At 35.5% G+C, this 14573-nt stretch carries 12 protein-coding genes; 5 read left to right on the forward strand and 7 right to left on the reverse strand.

The features are described 5' to 3' along the window. The first annotated feature begins 41 nt into the window (after positions 1 to 41). The 5 genes from EGI24_RS20745 (at position 42) to EGI24_RS20765 (ending at position 4983) form a co-directional block, all read left to right on the forward strand. On the forward strand, positions 42 to 1619 hold the full coding sequence (locus EGI24_RS20745) for a GDSL-type esterase/lipase family protein (protein ID WP_255050547.1): 1578 nt from the start codon (positions 42 to 44) through the stop codon (positions 1617 to 1619). Between the two features lie 143 nt (positions 1620 to 1762). Then, the gene (locus tag EGI24_RS20750) at positions 1763 to 2395 is read left to right on the forward strand and encodes a hypothetical protein (protein ID WP_255050548.1); all 633 of its coding nucleotides are present in this window, start codon (positions 1763 to 1765) and stop codon (positions 2393 to 2395) included. 101 nt (positions 2396 to 2496) lie between these two features. Continuing rightward, the gene (locus EGI24_RS20755) at positions 2497 to 2751 is read left to right on the forward strand and encodes a hypothetical protein (RefSeq protein ID WP_255050549.1); all 255 of its coding nucleotides are present in this window, start codon (positions 2497 to 2499) and stop codon (positions 2749 to 2751) included. After that, complete coding sequence (locus EGI24_RS20760) at positions 2741 to 3070, forward strand: type II toxin-antitoxin system RelE/ParE family toxin (protein WP_255050551.1); 330 nt, start codon at positions 2741 to 2743, stop codon at positions 3068 to 3070. The genes EGI24_RS20755 and EGI24_RS20760 overlap by 11 nt, the downstream gene beginning before the upstream one ends. A 317-nt stretch (positions 3071 to 3387) precedes the next feature. Next, entirely contained in the window at positions 3388 to 4983 is a 1596-nt protein-coding gene (locus tag EGI24_RS20765) for a carboxylesterase/lipase family protein (protein ID WP_255050552.1), read from the forward strand. Positions 4984 to 5058: 75 nt separating this feature from the next. On the opposite strand, the gene EGI24_RS20770 is transcribed toward EGI24_RS20765, so the two are convergent. The 7 genes from EGI24_RS20770 to EGI24_RS20800 form a co-directional block, all read right to left on the reverse strand. Beyond that, the gene (locus EGI24_RS20770; protein WP_255050553.1) at positions 5059 to 5976 is read right to left on the reverse strand and encodes an AEC family transporter; all 918 of its coding nucleotides are present in this window, start codon (positions 5974 to 5976) and stop codon (positions 5059 to 5061) included. 99 nt (positions 5977 to 6075) lie between these two features. Continuing rightward, positions 6076 to 7542, reverse strand: coding sequence for a YitT family protein (locus EGI24_RS20775; protein ID WP_255050554.1), 1467 nt, complete (start codon positions 7540 to 7542; stop codon positions 6076 to 6078). Positions 7543 to 7564: 22 nt separating this feature from the next. Beyond that, positions 7565 to 8605, reverse strand: coding sequence for an adenylate/guanylate cyclase domain-containing protein (locus EGI24_RS20780; protein WP_255050555.1), 1041 nt, complete (start codon positions 8603 to 8605; stop codon positions 7565 to 7567). 4 nt (positions 8606 to 8609) lie between these two features. After that, the gene (locus tag EGI24_RS20785) at positions 8610 to 8981 is read right to left on the reverse strand and encodes a response regulator (protein ID WP_255050556.1); all 372 of its coding nucleotides are present in this window, start codon (positions 8979 to 8981) and stop codon (positions 8610 to 8612) included. A 37-nt stretch (positions 8982 to 9018) separates the two neighbouring features. Beyond that, positions 9019 to 10986: an ATP-binding protein gene (locus EGI24_RS20790; protein ID WP_255050601.1), complete on the reverse strand. Its 1968-nt coding sequence runs from the start codon at positions 10984 to 10986 to the stop codon at positions 9019 to 9021. Between the two features lie 2 nt (positions 10987 to 10988). Then, the gene (locus tag EGI24_RS20795; protein ID WP_255050557.1) at positions 10989 to 13067 is read right to left on the reverse strand and encodes an ATP-binding protein; all 2079 of its coding nucleotides are present in this window, start codon (positions 13065 to 13067) and stop codon (positions 10989 to 10991) included. Between the two features lie 11 nt (positions 13068 to 13078). Continuing rightward, positions 13079 to 14422, reverse strand: coding sequence for an ATP-binding protein (locus EGI24_RS20800; RefSeq protein WP_255050558.1), 1344 nt, complete (start codon positions 14420 to 14422; stop codon positions 13079 to 13081). Between the last annotated feature and the right edge of the window lie 151 nt (positions 14423 to 14573).

Below are 14573 nucleotides of genomic sequence, written 5' to 3' on the forward strand. Positions count from 1 at the left end.
TTTGCACTAAATTGCCATTCAATAATCAACCTTAATATATTATGTTAAAAAAGCTTTGCCTTCTATTGCTAATCTGCCCATTAGCTTATTCTCAAAAAACCATAAAACTCTACCCAAATACTGCACCAGGCTCAGAAAATTGGGACTGGAAAGAGGCCGAAATAAAAACACCAGAAGGCAATACGATAGCCTACAATGTGGTGGAACCTACGCTAAGCATTTATTTACCCGAGAAAAACAAAGCCACTGGTACGGCCATGTTAGTAGCTCCTGGTGGGGCATTTCATATACTTTCAATGGATAGTGAAGGACATCAAGTGGCCAAAATGCTCCAAGCAAAAGGCGTGGCTGCGTTTGTGCTGAAGTATAGAGTAGTACAACTCAAAACCGATAATCCATTCGGTGAATTGATGGGCAAAATGAAAGACTTCAAAAAGCTGGATGAAGAAAACGCCCCAGTGATAGAATTAGCCATAAAAGATGCTCAAACGGCATTAAAACTCATCAGAGATAATGCTAATGAATACGACATCAATATGGACAAAGTAGGAATGATGGGTTTCTCCGCAGGTGGAACGCTCACTCTTGGAACTTTCTATGCATCCTCAAAAGAAACGAAGCCAAACTTCATTGCACCGATTTACCCTTATGTGCCAGCAGTAGATTATCTTAAAAATATCCCGAAAGAAAAATATCCGATTTTTATAGCCCTTGCCGATAATGACAACCTTGGTTTTGCTCCTGCAAATGCCCAACTGTATCTCGACTGGCACAATGCAGGTCAAGCTGCCGAAATGCACATTTACGAAAAAGGTCTACATGGATTTGGAATGAACAAAAATAAAATTCCGACAGACACTTGGCACGAAAGACTTACAGATTGGATGAAACTCCAAGACTACCTGAAAAAAAAATATCCAAATCAATGGGAAGTGGGCAAAACTGATGAACAACTAGAAGCAGAAGCCAAGAAAAATGCCGAAAGAGAACGGAGAGATTGGACTAATCTGGGTAGATATAAAGACGCAAATGCAAAAATAGGCCCTCCAAAAGCAGGAAAAACTAGGGTAGTTATTACTGGTGATTCCATAACAGATGGCTGGGCATATGCAAGCACAGATTTCTTCGAAAACAACAATTATGTAGGAAGAGGAATAAGCGGACAAACCTCCCCGCAAACGCTTTTGAGATTTCGTCAGGATGTGATAGACTTAAAACCAAAATTGGTTGTAATCAACATCGGCATCAACGACATAGCCGAAAACACAGGCGATTATAATCCAGAATTCACATTGGGCAACTACCGCTCCATGATAGAAATAGCAAAGACCAACAAAATAAAAGTGGTTTTAGCGTCTGTATTACCTGCATACTCTTTTCCATGGAGACCAGAAATCAAAGATATTCCTGCAAAAGTAATTGCTCTAAATGAAGGTATCAAAAAACTGGCCACTGAGTATGGAGTGAGCTATTTAGACTATTTCAACACCTTAAAAGACGAAAGAAATGGCCTAAGCAAAGAAATGGCAGAAGACGGCGTGCATCCAACCAAAGCTTGCTACGCCATAATGGAGAAAATGGTAAAAACAGCAATAGACAAAGAATTGGCAAAAAAGTAAACAAAGAGAAATCAAAGCGGTCAGACGCAAGTCAGACCTGAAAATGGCAAGTTAATTAGTCAAAAAGCTATTGTAACAAAAGCGTTAGGATGATTCTTGAAAAAAACAAAAAAAGAACGTTAAAATAATTAAAAATCAAAGAATTGAAAAAAAGAACAATTCAAGCAAAAAAAATTCTCAAAAGTCTAATCAATTATAAAACGGATATTGACTCACGGTTTGACATTAATAAACTTCGAGAAAATAATTGTTTGTACTTTCAAATGGAAGATTACTATGGTTTTACTAAGGACAAACGAGCAAATGGAGAACTAAAACAAAAAACAATTGAAGTTCTTTTAAACATTTTTCATGATTGGCAAAATAATTTAGAAGGCTTAGGTTTTAACTATTACCTAGCCATCTGGTTGTACAATCCGAGAATAAGTCTGAGCGAAGTAGTTTGCGGTATTAATAATACAATTGAGTATTACGAAAATGATGTTTTTTTGCAAAATGATAAAAAAATAAATTTTAACTCTTTAAATTTTGGCAAATTAGACGAAGAATTGAAAAAATTGACTTGGGATTTAAAAATCGATTTGGATAATGTCAGTGATTGGGAAGTAAATTACCCAAAAGAACAATACAAGAACTTAAAGGAGTACAATGTTGAACAACGATACCACAAGAAAAATATCAAAAATGCAATAAAAACAATAGAGGAACCTTCCGGAAATTTGTATCTATTCCCAGCTGGTGATGTATGGGTTGGACAATTTAAATCAAAAAAGTAGATTCAATTAAACCAGATCTAACATTTACAATATAAATCAACTCTTAACATTTAAAATATTCTATAATTCTATATTTTTGTTTTACAAAACGCATCTAAACAATGGAAGCTACTTTAAAATACAGTATTCCTCAATCTGTCAAGGAATTAGCCGAACTTATAAAAAGTAAGTTTACAGCGAAGGAACAATTGAAATTGGTGCAAATTCTCCAAAAAGAACCTGAAGAAGATGACGATGAAGAACCTACCAAAGAACAACTCCTTCAAGAAATTAGAGAAGCTGCTGAGGAGATGAATCTAATCAAGCAAGGAAAACTAAAGGGTAGACCACTTCAAGAGTTGTTAGATGAGTTATAAAATTGAAACTATCCGCACATTTGATAAGCAAATTAAACGACTTTCCAAAAAGCACTCTTCAATTAAAAAAGACTTGCTTGAGTTAGTATATGATTTAATGGCTAACCCACAGAAAGGAACTCCACTTGGCAAAAACTGCTTTAAAATAAGACTTTCCATGAGAAGTAAAGGAAAAGGGAAATCTGGTGGAGCAAGAGTCATCACTTATGTACAAATAATTGACGAAACCATTTATTTACTCACCATCTACGATAAAAGCGAAAAAGAGAATCTTAATGAGGGTGAAATAGATGCACTACTCGACGAGATTTTAGACTAATTTTTAATAATGTCTTAAAGTAGCGGTCAGACGATAAACATGCCTGAAAATAAAAACTTCTAAGTTGAACAAAAAAACCTAAAGCGGTCAGACAATATTCGGACCTTAAAATAGGAATTCTACGAAAAATCATTTAGAGATAGCTTAGAGTCCCCACTGAAATCTAAGCTATTTTTTTGAGAAAAAACATAAAAGAAGTCTCTCTAAAATATTATTGTATCATTTTGCGACAATAATCTTTTTTATTAAAACTATTTGCCCTATTTTCGTGAAAAATAATAATTTTCAAGTTCAACCTTTTTAATCAATTAAAATTTATGAAATTAAAACTATTGGCAATAATAGCCGCAGTAGTGTTTTCGCATAACACCATTGCTCAGTTGCAAACTGGTGAAAGTATAGCCGTAACCTCAACAGATGCCGGTAAAGTACGTGGATATATCAACAATGGTATTTACAATTACAAGGGCATTCCTTATGCAGAAGCAAAGCGTTTTGAATCTCCTCAAAAACCAAAACCATGGACAAACGTACGTAGCTCCATGTCGTATGGCCCAGTGGCTCCGCTCGAAAACCCAACCACCAGCATAATGGACGAAAGCGAGTTTGTATTTGACCACAATTGGGGTTTTACAAATGAAGACTGCATGCGTATTAATGTCTGGACTCCTGGTATCAACGATGGCAAAAAACGCCCTGTAATGTTCTGGATCCATGGTGGTGGTTTTACAGCTGGCTCATCTATAGAGTTGCCTTCTTATGACGGCGAAAACTTGGCAAAAAAAGGCGATGTGGTGGTAGTTTCAATCAATCATCGATTAAACATTTTAGGCTACTTAGATCTTTCAGCTTATGGAGATAAATACAAACAATCGGCTAATCTAAGTGTTTTGGACATGAAGGCAGCTTTGGAATGGGTAAAAACTAATATTACAAATTTTGGAGGTGACCCCAACAATGTGACGATTTTCGGACAGTCTGGTGGAGGTGCAAAAGTAAATACACTTATGGCTATGCCCTCAGCTAAAGGTCTTTTCCACAAAGCCATCAATCAAAGCGGTTCATTCCGGTCAGCAATGTTGGATAAAGCTACTACCCAAGCTATTGGAGCTGAAGTAGTGAAAGAATTAGGACTTGGAGACAAAGTGGATGAGATTCAAAACGTTCCTTATCAAACTTTAGTAAATGCTGGAAAAAAAGCCCTAAAAACTGTGGCTGACAAAATGAAAGCCGAAGGCAAACCAGTTATAGGTTTTGGATTAGGCTGGGGACCAAGTGCAGATGGAGAGATTCTTCCTTACCAATTGTTCTCTAACGAAGCTTTTGAATTATCGAAAAATATACCTTTAATGATCGGTACCACAATAAACGAATTTGCTGTATTCAGAGGAGGAATTCCAGCAAACTCAACAGACGAACAAGCCAAGGAAGCTATCAAAAAAGTACATGGCGATAAAACAGATGCTTACATAGCTGCAGTAAAAAAAGCTTATCCAAATGGCAAAATGACAGATATGTTGAGCTATGACGTAATGTTTCGTCCAGGTGCCGTGGTACAAGCCAACATGAAATCGGCTTTGGCTGGTGGAGCACCAACTTACATGTATCTGTTTGATTGGCAATCGCCAGTAATGGACGGAAAATACAAGGCGGTTCACTGTATGGAAATCGCTTTCTGTTTTGATAACATTCAACGCACCAAAAACATGACTGGTGGTACAAAAGAAGCCCAAGCGTTGGCTGACAAAATGAGTCAATCTTGGATAAATTTTGCAAAAGTTGGAGATCCAAACCACAAAGGTTTACCAAAATGGCCTGTATATAATTCATCAAATACAGCTACCATGCACTTTGATAATATTTCAACTGTTAAGCCTCAAATGGACAAAGAATTGTTTGAATTGATGAAGTAATCTAAAGAATTCTTTTTTTTTGCCACGAATGCACGAATAATATTGAAAAAATTCGCGTATTCGTGGCAATATTATTTAAACCAAATGTAACAACCACACCAAAAGCCAAATCAACACAAAACTTATTAAAAGCGAAATATTAACCATGGTACCAGCAATTCGGGAATCAAAGCCAAATTCATCTGAAAAAGGTAGAATAGTCATACCCAATGGAAGTATAACTAAAACAATTAAAACACTTTGCATAAGTGATGGTGGAACCAAAAAATAAATACCAACCACACAAATACCACCAAGCAAATATCTCAAAAACAACACTTTACTTATATATTTCATTTGAGACCTATTAAGCTCAAAACTCAAATAAATACCCATCAATAGGAGAACCAAAGGCTTATTGGCTTTTGCCAAAATCCCTAAAAAATCAAAGGCAATATCTGGCAATGGAATACTGAATATATTTACGCTCAATCCAATAACCATTCCTGTAACAGGTGGCAAGGTAAAAACCCGAAGCATCAATTTTGAAATGGGAAATTTTCCATCTCCGCGTTTGGCAAAATACGAACCCACTGGATATACACCTCCGAAAGTCATGATGGTATTGCCGATATCAAACATAACAGCAAAAACCAAGGCTTCGGTACCCCAAATCCCTTCAATCAATGGAAATCCAAAAAGGCCAACGTTAAGCCCACCTGCACCCATAGTAAGTACGCCTCTAAGCTTGGTTTCTAAGCCTTTGAATAAATAAAAAGCCGCAGAAATCATGATTACACCCATGCCAATACATAAAAAAGGCAATAAAAAGAGCGTTGGCTCAAGTTTGATTTTAGCGGTAGAAATAATCATCAAAGCGGGAAAAGTAGTGTGCATCAAAAACTTCGAAAGCACTTTCCCTTCTTTTTCAGAAATAAAATTATACTTTTTTATCAGAAAGCCCATTAAAATAAAGGCCAACGTAATGATAAAAGTGGCGTTCGCTTGAGCCATTTAAATTCTTTTTTTACAAAGATAAAGTCTATAAATAAGAAGAGTACAATTATGTCAAGTCAGAACAATTAATCAGAAAATAAATACCATTTCTGTATTTTAATGATGTTGTTTTCTGCTGATTATTCCACCGGAAGCTTCTTTGATCGTATTAGCAAAAACAAAAGCATTTGGGTCAACTTCGTAAATCAAATTCTTTAACTTCCTTAACTCAAACCGCGTAATAACTGTAAAAATAATATCACAATCGGCACTGACTTCAAAGGTTTCAGGCAAAAAGCCCCGCTCTCCTTTATAGATGGTGATTCCGCGTTTCAGATTATTAACTAACTCATATTTAATAAGTTCACTTTCAGAAGAAATAATAGTCACGCCCGTAAACGCCTGCAAACCTTCTACCACATAATCAATGGTTCGGGATGCTGCAAAATAAGTTAGGCATGAATAAAGGGCTGTTTCGACACCAAACTTAAAGGCCGCAATCGAAAATATGATAATATTTATCCCTAAAATGATTTCTGTAATGGTAAAAGAAGTCCTTTTGAGTGTATACAAGGCCAAAACCTCGATACCATCAAGTGCAGCACCAGCACGCATATTAAGTCCTACACCCAAGCCAAGAAAAACACCGCCAAAAATTGAAATTAGTAGTTTGTCATGCGTGAGGTCAAATACGGGTAAAGTCTGCAAAACAATTCCTAACAACACCACAGCTACAAAAGTCTTTATTGCAAAAGTCTTTCCCACAGTAAAATAGCCCGTGGCAATAAGGGGGATGTTCATCAAAACTATAACCAAGGCCAAGTTTACATGATACAGCTCATGAATCAAAAGTGAAAGACCTGTTACGCCTCCGTCAAAAAAATGATTGGGTACTAAAAAACCTTTCAAAGCTATGGCGGCAATAAGAACTCCAAAAGCTATCATCAAGTATTCTTGAATATACCCTTGAAGTTTAGAGGTTTCGCCCTGTTTTTTCAAATTCTTCATCTTTTGCTCAATCTTTTTTAAATTCTTCCTCTTTTTTGTTTCAAGTTCTTTTTTGGCTGTGTCGGTAAAAAATTGATGCCTTGAAAGAAAATCTACCTGAATTTCACACCAATTTGCTTCAGAAACTTGACGTCCTTCAGCTCTAAATTCAGCCACCAACTTATCGGAATTTTTTGTATAATTATCAGTACCAAGATAATACAAATCTGCATCACAAATAATTTCCTGTAATTTATTCTGCGGATTCTGCGGAAGCTTCGTGGCCATGATTAGTTCACCAATTACCTCAATATCTGCTTCTGAAAATCCGTATTCTGGCAAAATTTCTTGGGCAAAATTACGAGATCGTAGTTCATGCCCCTCACTTTTGGGCTCAAAGATAAAACCGGTATCGTGAAATAAAGCTGCCGTTTTTAATAGTTCTACCGAAGATTTTGCTATCTGCTCATTTTCAGCTAAATAAACCGTATGTTCCAAAACATTTATCGTGTGTTGATAATTGTGATAGGAAATAGAAGTGGGGATTTCAATCTTTAGTTTCTCGATAACTAAATCATAAATCTTGTCGAATCTCATAATATATTTTCGAAAATTTTAATCAATTTAGTACTTCATAAACTATGACCTCAATAGATTTATTTTTGAGTGCCTTGGAACCCAAAAGCTGACAATTAAATGATTGTTTTACTTTATTATAGGCCTCATCATTTATTAAAATCTGACCGTTTTGTGCTAAACTCTGTAGCCTTTGAGCAGTATTTACAGTATCGCCTATAACGGTATAATCGAGTCTTTTAAGCGTTTTTGAACCGATATTTCCCGAAATCATTTCTCCTGAATTAATACCAATAGAAACTTTGGGGTGAAACTCAATTTTGGAGGCCGCCTGAGGCAATGCCTCTATGTGATTACGAATAGCCAGTGAAGCCTCAATGGCACGGTCAAGGTGAAATTCTCCCTTGAAAACAGCCATGACACAGTCGCCGATAAACTTATCGATCAGCCCTCCTTGGGCAATAATTTCTTTTACGATTAGGTCAAAATATTGATTCAGCAGCATCACTACATTATCAGGACTTTCGGTTTCACTGATAGATGTAAAACTACAAATATCAATAAAAGCCACACTGGCCTCTACTGTTTCGTTGGCCGAAAGTGATGCCTCATACTCACGTCCCGACATAAAATTCAGCACATTGTGGTCTACATACATTTTCAAGATATTGTTCTCCTTAATGGCTTGAATGGTCTCCTTGAGCTGATTTACGTGATGAATGGTCTTCTCAATAGTAGTTTCAAGGTCGGCAAAATTTACGGGTTTGGTCACAAAATCAAAGGCTCCGCGGTTCATTGCTGTTCGGATATTGTCCATGTCTCCATAAGCCGAAACCATTACAGATTTTACCAAAGGATGTGCTTCACTTAACTTGGTCAAAAGCGTAAGTCCATCCATCTCTGGCATATTAATATCGCTCAAGACAATATCTACATCAGGATTTTCCTCCAAAACCCTCAAAGCCTCTGAACCATTGGTCGCAAACACAAAGGCATAGTGATGCTCCCGGATTTTTTGCCTATACTTCTGCTTTATAAGTATTTCTAAGTCAGTTTCGTCGTCGGCTATTAATATCTTGGTCATTTATCTAGCGTTTAAAAAGTCTTTCTTTCAAATCACCAAAATCTAAAGGTTTATTCAGGAAATCGTCGGCTCCTAAACTCAAAGCCTTGTTGCGTGTTTCATCGTCGCCGTAGGCTGTTATCATCATTACGATAGGCTTTGGTTTTGTGTTTTTTTCTACTATTTCTCTCAAAAGCTCAATGCCACTCATTCCAGGCATATTGATGTCAGACAAAATCAAAATCGCCTCAGATTCATGTTCATGCAAATAAACCAAAGCGTTTTCGCCAGAAGTGGCAAATGAAAATTCAATTTCACCATTCCTGATTTCTTTTCTAAATTTCTGCAAAAAAAGATCCTGAATATCCACTTCGTCATCAACAACAAGAACTTTCATGGTTTTGGGTTTAATGTTGGTAAAAATAATAAATGTTTTAGCTAATTGGTAATTTTATCATAAATGTTGTTCCAAAGCCCTCCTCGCTAGCCACTTCCAAAGTCCCTCCATGACCCTTAACTACAATATCATAAGCCAAACTCAGCCCTAAACCTGTGCCTTCACCAGTTGGTTTGGTTGTGAAAAATGGCTGAAATATTTTGGCTTTGGTTTCTTCTGACATTCCTTTGCCATTGTCTTTTATGCTTACAATTATTCCATTTTCAACACCTGCCGTTTTGATTTCAACAAACGGATTTTTGACACCTTTTGTGGCATAAAAAGCATTATTAATCAAGTTCAACAATACTCGTCCAAAATCTTGTGGAATGACTTCAATTTTTGGCAAGTTTTCATCAAAGTCTGTCTTGAAATCGCTATTAAATGAACTATCCTTAGCTCTCAATCCATGATAAGCCAATCGCAAATATTCATCTGCCAAGGCGTTGATATCAGTTAATTCTTTTTCACCTGTGCTAGTGCGGGAGTGCTCGAGCATACCTTTTACTATGCTACTCGCTCGCTTGCCATGATGATTGATTTTTTCCTGATTTTGACTTAAATCATTTGCCAAGTCAATTATAAGTTCTTTATCAATGTCAGGCTTTTCAGCTTCTTCTTTTAGTTCTCTAGCTAAATCCACTGATAATTCAGAGAAGTTATTGACAAAATTCAAAGGATTTTGAATTTCATGTGCTATACCTGCTGTGAGTTCGCCTAAAGAAGCTAATTTTTCGGATTGGATGAGTTGAGTCTGGGTGGCTTTCAGTTTTTCTAAAGTTTGTTCAACTTTTATTTTTTGACTATCGGTTTCTTTTTTTTGAGTTTGAAGCAAATTAAATGCTTTTTGTTTATGCTTGTTATTTCGCCAAAGCAAAAGTGCTACCAAAAACAAAAACGCAAGACCGCCTATTAAACCATAAATTTTTAAGCGATTTTGAAATTTAAGCTCGGCTTCCTCCAACTCCTTTTTCTTTTGTTCTTCTTTGAAAATAAGGTTTTGAATAGCTATCGTTTTTCCTTGATTGAACAACGTATCTTTTAATGCAATGGTCTGTTTGAGATATGTAAAGGCACTGTCAGTTTTGTGTTGAGATTCATAAATATTTGTTAACATTGAAGAAGCTTCCAACAGATATTTAGGAATTAGTTTGCCATATGGATTACTCAAAGCTTTTTGGCAATAAAATATAGCTGAATCAAGCTGGTTTGTTTCTTTAAAAATAAAAGCAATGCCCGTATTTGCTTCTATTAAATCTTTATTATATTCACGTTTAGTTGCGATAGGAATTACTTGTTTATAGTAACTCATTGCCTTTTTATATTGACCTTTTTTTGAGTAACAACTACCTAAAATATACAGCATTGCACTTTCAGACCTTCTATACTTTATTAGGGTATCGGCATACGCAATCGCTAAATCCAATTGATTATTTTTTTCATATATTGAACTTAAAGTACTGTAAAACCCAAATTTAGAGACAACTCTTTTTTTATGATTTAAATTGTACGTATCCTCTAATCCCTTTGCATTTAAAGTATATTTTAATGCATTTTGAATATCTCCTTGCTCTTTGAAACTTAACCCAATAATACTTAAACTATTTATCATTCCTAATGTGTCTTTCAGAATTTCATAGTTTTTTTGGCTTTCAAATGCATAATTTAGAGCCATGGGATAATTGCCCATGTAAGTTAATACTCTACTTAATAAATTTTGTGCAAGGCAAATTTTTCTAATATCTTTAGATTTTGTAGCAATTGCCAATACTTTCTTGGCATATACAATTGATGTGTCAGGATACCGATTTCTATAATAATTACTTAACTCGATTAAAGCTTTAAATTTTATAGTATCAACTTTCGAAGTTTGTAATACCTTTTTTAGACTATCTCTATTAGGTATTTGGGCAAAACCAAAGCTGCAAACAAGTGTAAGAAATAGTGTAAGGCTTAGTTTTTTCATAATCAAATAGTTTGAATGGGTAATTTTACAATAAACTCCGTCCCCTCTCCTTCCACACTTTCAACTTCAATCGTTCCACCATGCCCTTTCGTTACAATATCATAAGCCAAACTCAACCCTAAACCTGTGCCTTCACCAGTTGGTTTTGTGGTGAAAAATGGTTGGAATATTTTGGCTTTGGTTTCTTCTGACATTCCTTTGCCATTGTCTTTTATGCTTACAATTATTCCATTTTCAACACCTGCCGTTTTGATTTCAACAAGCGGACTTTTGACTCCTTTTGTGGCATAAAAAGCATTATTAATCAAGTTCAACAATACTCGACCCATATCTTGTGAAACCACTTCGATTTTTGGCAAGTTTTCGTCAAAATCAGTCTTGAAATCACTAATGAAAGTGTTATCCTTTGCTCGTAAACCGTGATATGACAACCGCAAATATTCGTCAGCCATTGCGTTAATATCCGTCAATTCCTTTTCGCCAGTGCTATTTCTTGAATGCCCTAACATTCCTTTTACGATGTCACTTGCTCTTTTGCCGTGGTGATTGATTTTTTCTAGATTTTGCTTTAAATCTTGAGCAATTTCTTTCACTTCAGTAGTATTTCCTTTTTCAATCTCCTCTTTCATTTCATCCACCAACTCGCCAGAAACTTCCGAGAAATTAGTGACAAAATTCAAAGGGTTTTGAATCTCATGAGCAATGCCTGCTGTGAGTTCGCCGAGAGAAGCTAGTTTTTCGGATTGGATGAGTTGGGCTTGAGAGGCTTTTAACTCTTGTGTGCGTTGGGCAACTAATTTATCAAGCTGTTCGTTTTGAGATTCAAGGATTTGTTGTTTCTCTGACGATAATACTTCTACTTCTAATAATTTTTGTTGTAAAGAGATATTTGTTTTTGCAAAATTGTAGCCCAAATTAATTGCGACGGATATAGGAATAGCTATTTGTGCTAAAGCATAGGAAAAATTTGAAATGAGCTCCATTTCACCTCCTTTAGTGTTACTATACAAAAATAAAATCCAGGAAACACAAAATATAAAACCACCTGATGCAATAATCCAAGCCCCTTTTTTATTTTTCAAGAAACTAACTATGGCAATCCTGAATAATTCCAGATTAATTGAAAAATTAAATCCAATTCCAAAAACCACCCATCCCCATTGATAATTATAAAGACTGAAGAATATACTGAAAATTCCAAGTATTAAAACTAACCAAAAAATTATGCCTATTTTTTGTTCAAATAAACGATAAATTGCCAATAGCAAAAATGAGCTTGCGATTACAGCAGTAAAAATTAATATGTTACTAAAACCGTAAAAAAAATCAACATTTTTCAGAGTAAAAAAACCGCTGAATCCATAAGGCAGAAACTGTAAACCATTGTAAATTGCAAAGAACAAATTAATTTTTTGACTTGGGAAAAACAAATAAAAAGCAAAATAAAGTACACACAAAGTGGCAAAAATAACCGCAACAACGATGTTCCAATTGGTTTCATTTTGTTGATTCTGATCCTCTATATGCCATGACTTTAAACTATTTATTTTTACCCTTAAAACACTATTTGTATTGGCAAAATGGGTTCCATATTTAATATTAGGCTGAAAGGCATATCTAACTGCCAAAATGTGTAATTGATTGGGAAGTAATCGTAAACTAAAAGGTTCTCTACCAGGAGATATTGCCTTGATTTGAGTTTTATCTTTATCAATTACTCCTATTTGTTGAACTAATTTGCCATCTAAAAATATTTCTGATGCCCCTGATTGTTTAATGGTCATTATCAATGATTCTTTAGAGATACTTTGGGACAAAAAAAGAGGAAGGCGAAGCCAGAAAATATCTCCATTTTTACTTAAATTTTTCAAATCAAAAATATCCTTGGTAGGGTCAATACCCTCCCACTTAGAATCGTCAAAATCAGCTTTTGCAAAATCAGGACTATCGCCAGCGTGCCATTTCCAACCTTTGTCAAGTAAAATACCCTCTTTGGGTAAAGAATCTATTTGAAAAATCTCATTCTTTTGGGAGAAGGCTCCTAGTGGCAAAAAAAGAAATAAAATTGCCAATAATCTCATATTCAAATAATTTACAAGTTTAAACTAATAATAAACTCAGTACCAACTCCTTCCTTACTCTCGACTTCAATCGTACCCCCATGCCCCTTCGTCACAATATCATAAGCTAAGCTTAAACCTAAGCCCGTACCCTTTCCAGTAGGTTTGGTGGTGAAAAACGGTTGAAAAATCTTCTCCATATTATCTTCCGAAATACCCGCTCCGTTGTCTTTCACACGTATTTCTATTGCGTCATCTATTTTAAGCGTAGAAACTGTTACTAATGGCTTATAGGGATTTTCCCCATTCACTTTACTTTGGGCTCGGCTACGCTCCGCACATGCATAAAAAGCATTGTTGATAAGGTTGAGTAATACCCGACCAATATCTTGTGGCACAGCCTCAATGACCGGCAAGTTTGGATCTAGTTCAGTTTTAAAGTCGGCATTAAAAGTCTTGTCTTTGGCCCGTAATCCATGGTAACTGAGTCGCAGAAATTCGTCTGCAAGGGCATTAATGTCAGTGGTTTCTTTTTGTCCAGTATTAGTTCTAGAGTGCTGTAGCATTCCTTTCACTATACTTGCTGCACGCTTTCCATGGTGGTTTATTTTTTCGAGATTTTGTCTAATATCTGAAAGCAATTCCTCCTCTTCAATTCCTCCTCGGGGTGTTTCTGGACTCATCAGCTCCTCAATTAGTTCCAGATTGAGTTCTGAAAAATTATTCACGAAGTTTAATGGATTCTGAATTTCATGAGCAATTCCGGCGGTAAGTTCACCCAATGAAGCCAGTTTTTCTTGTTGAACCAACTGATTTTGGGTAGCTTTTAGTTCTTCCACCGTAGATTCCAATTGTTCTTTTTGTGCCGAAATTTCAGAAGTTCGCTCTCTAACGAGAATCTCTAGTTTTTCATTTTCACCAACAACTAGCCTGTTTTTCTCTTCTTCTTTTTTTAGTGCCTTGATTTGGTTATTCGTACTTATGGCAAAAGCAATCATCCAAAACAAACTCCCTAGAAATACCAAATCTATAATCGAATCATTTTCTTTGGTAAAACTTGAAAAAAAATATTCCATGATGTCCCTCAGGCTATTCACAATAAAAAATGGTAACCCCGCTTTTAGCAATGAACTGGCCAAATTGTTTTCTCTAAGCAGCCACAAAACATACATTATTGCTGAAAAGACCACAAACCAAACGAAATTGATGGTTGGAAGAAACCGCTCAAATGAATTAAAGTTTAGAAGCAACAAAAAAGGAACAATGAACAAGTTCAGAACCTTTAAATATTGATCGTATTGAGGTAGTGACTCCTTCGTATTTAGGTGAGTGCGGATAAATCTTAGTGCAAAAAAGGCGATCAAAAAATTCTGCATTAGCGATAAGATTAATATTTGGGATTTTTAGGGTTTTTAAAAAACAAATCAAATTAAGAAAACTATCTGTCTAATTGATAAACAGGGGAATAATAAATTTCTAAAATCATTATTTTGTGAAAATAATAATGGTGCAAAATAGGTTTTAAGT

This window comes from Lacihabitans sp. CS3-21 (assembly GCF_024343675.1).
In the GTDB taxonomy this organism is placed as follows: domain Bacteria; phylum Bacteroidota; class Bacteroidia; order Cytophagales; family Spirosomataceae; genus Leadbetterella.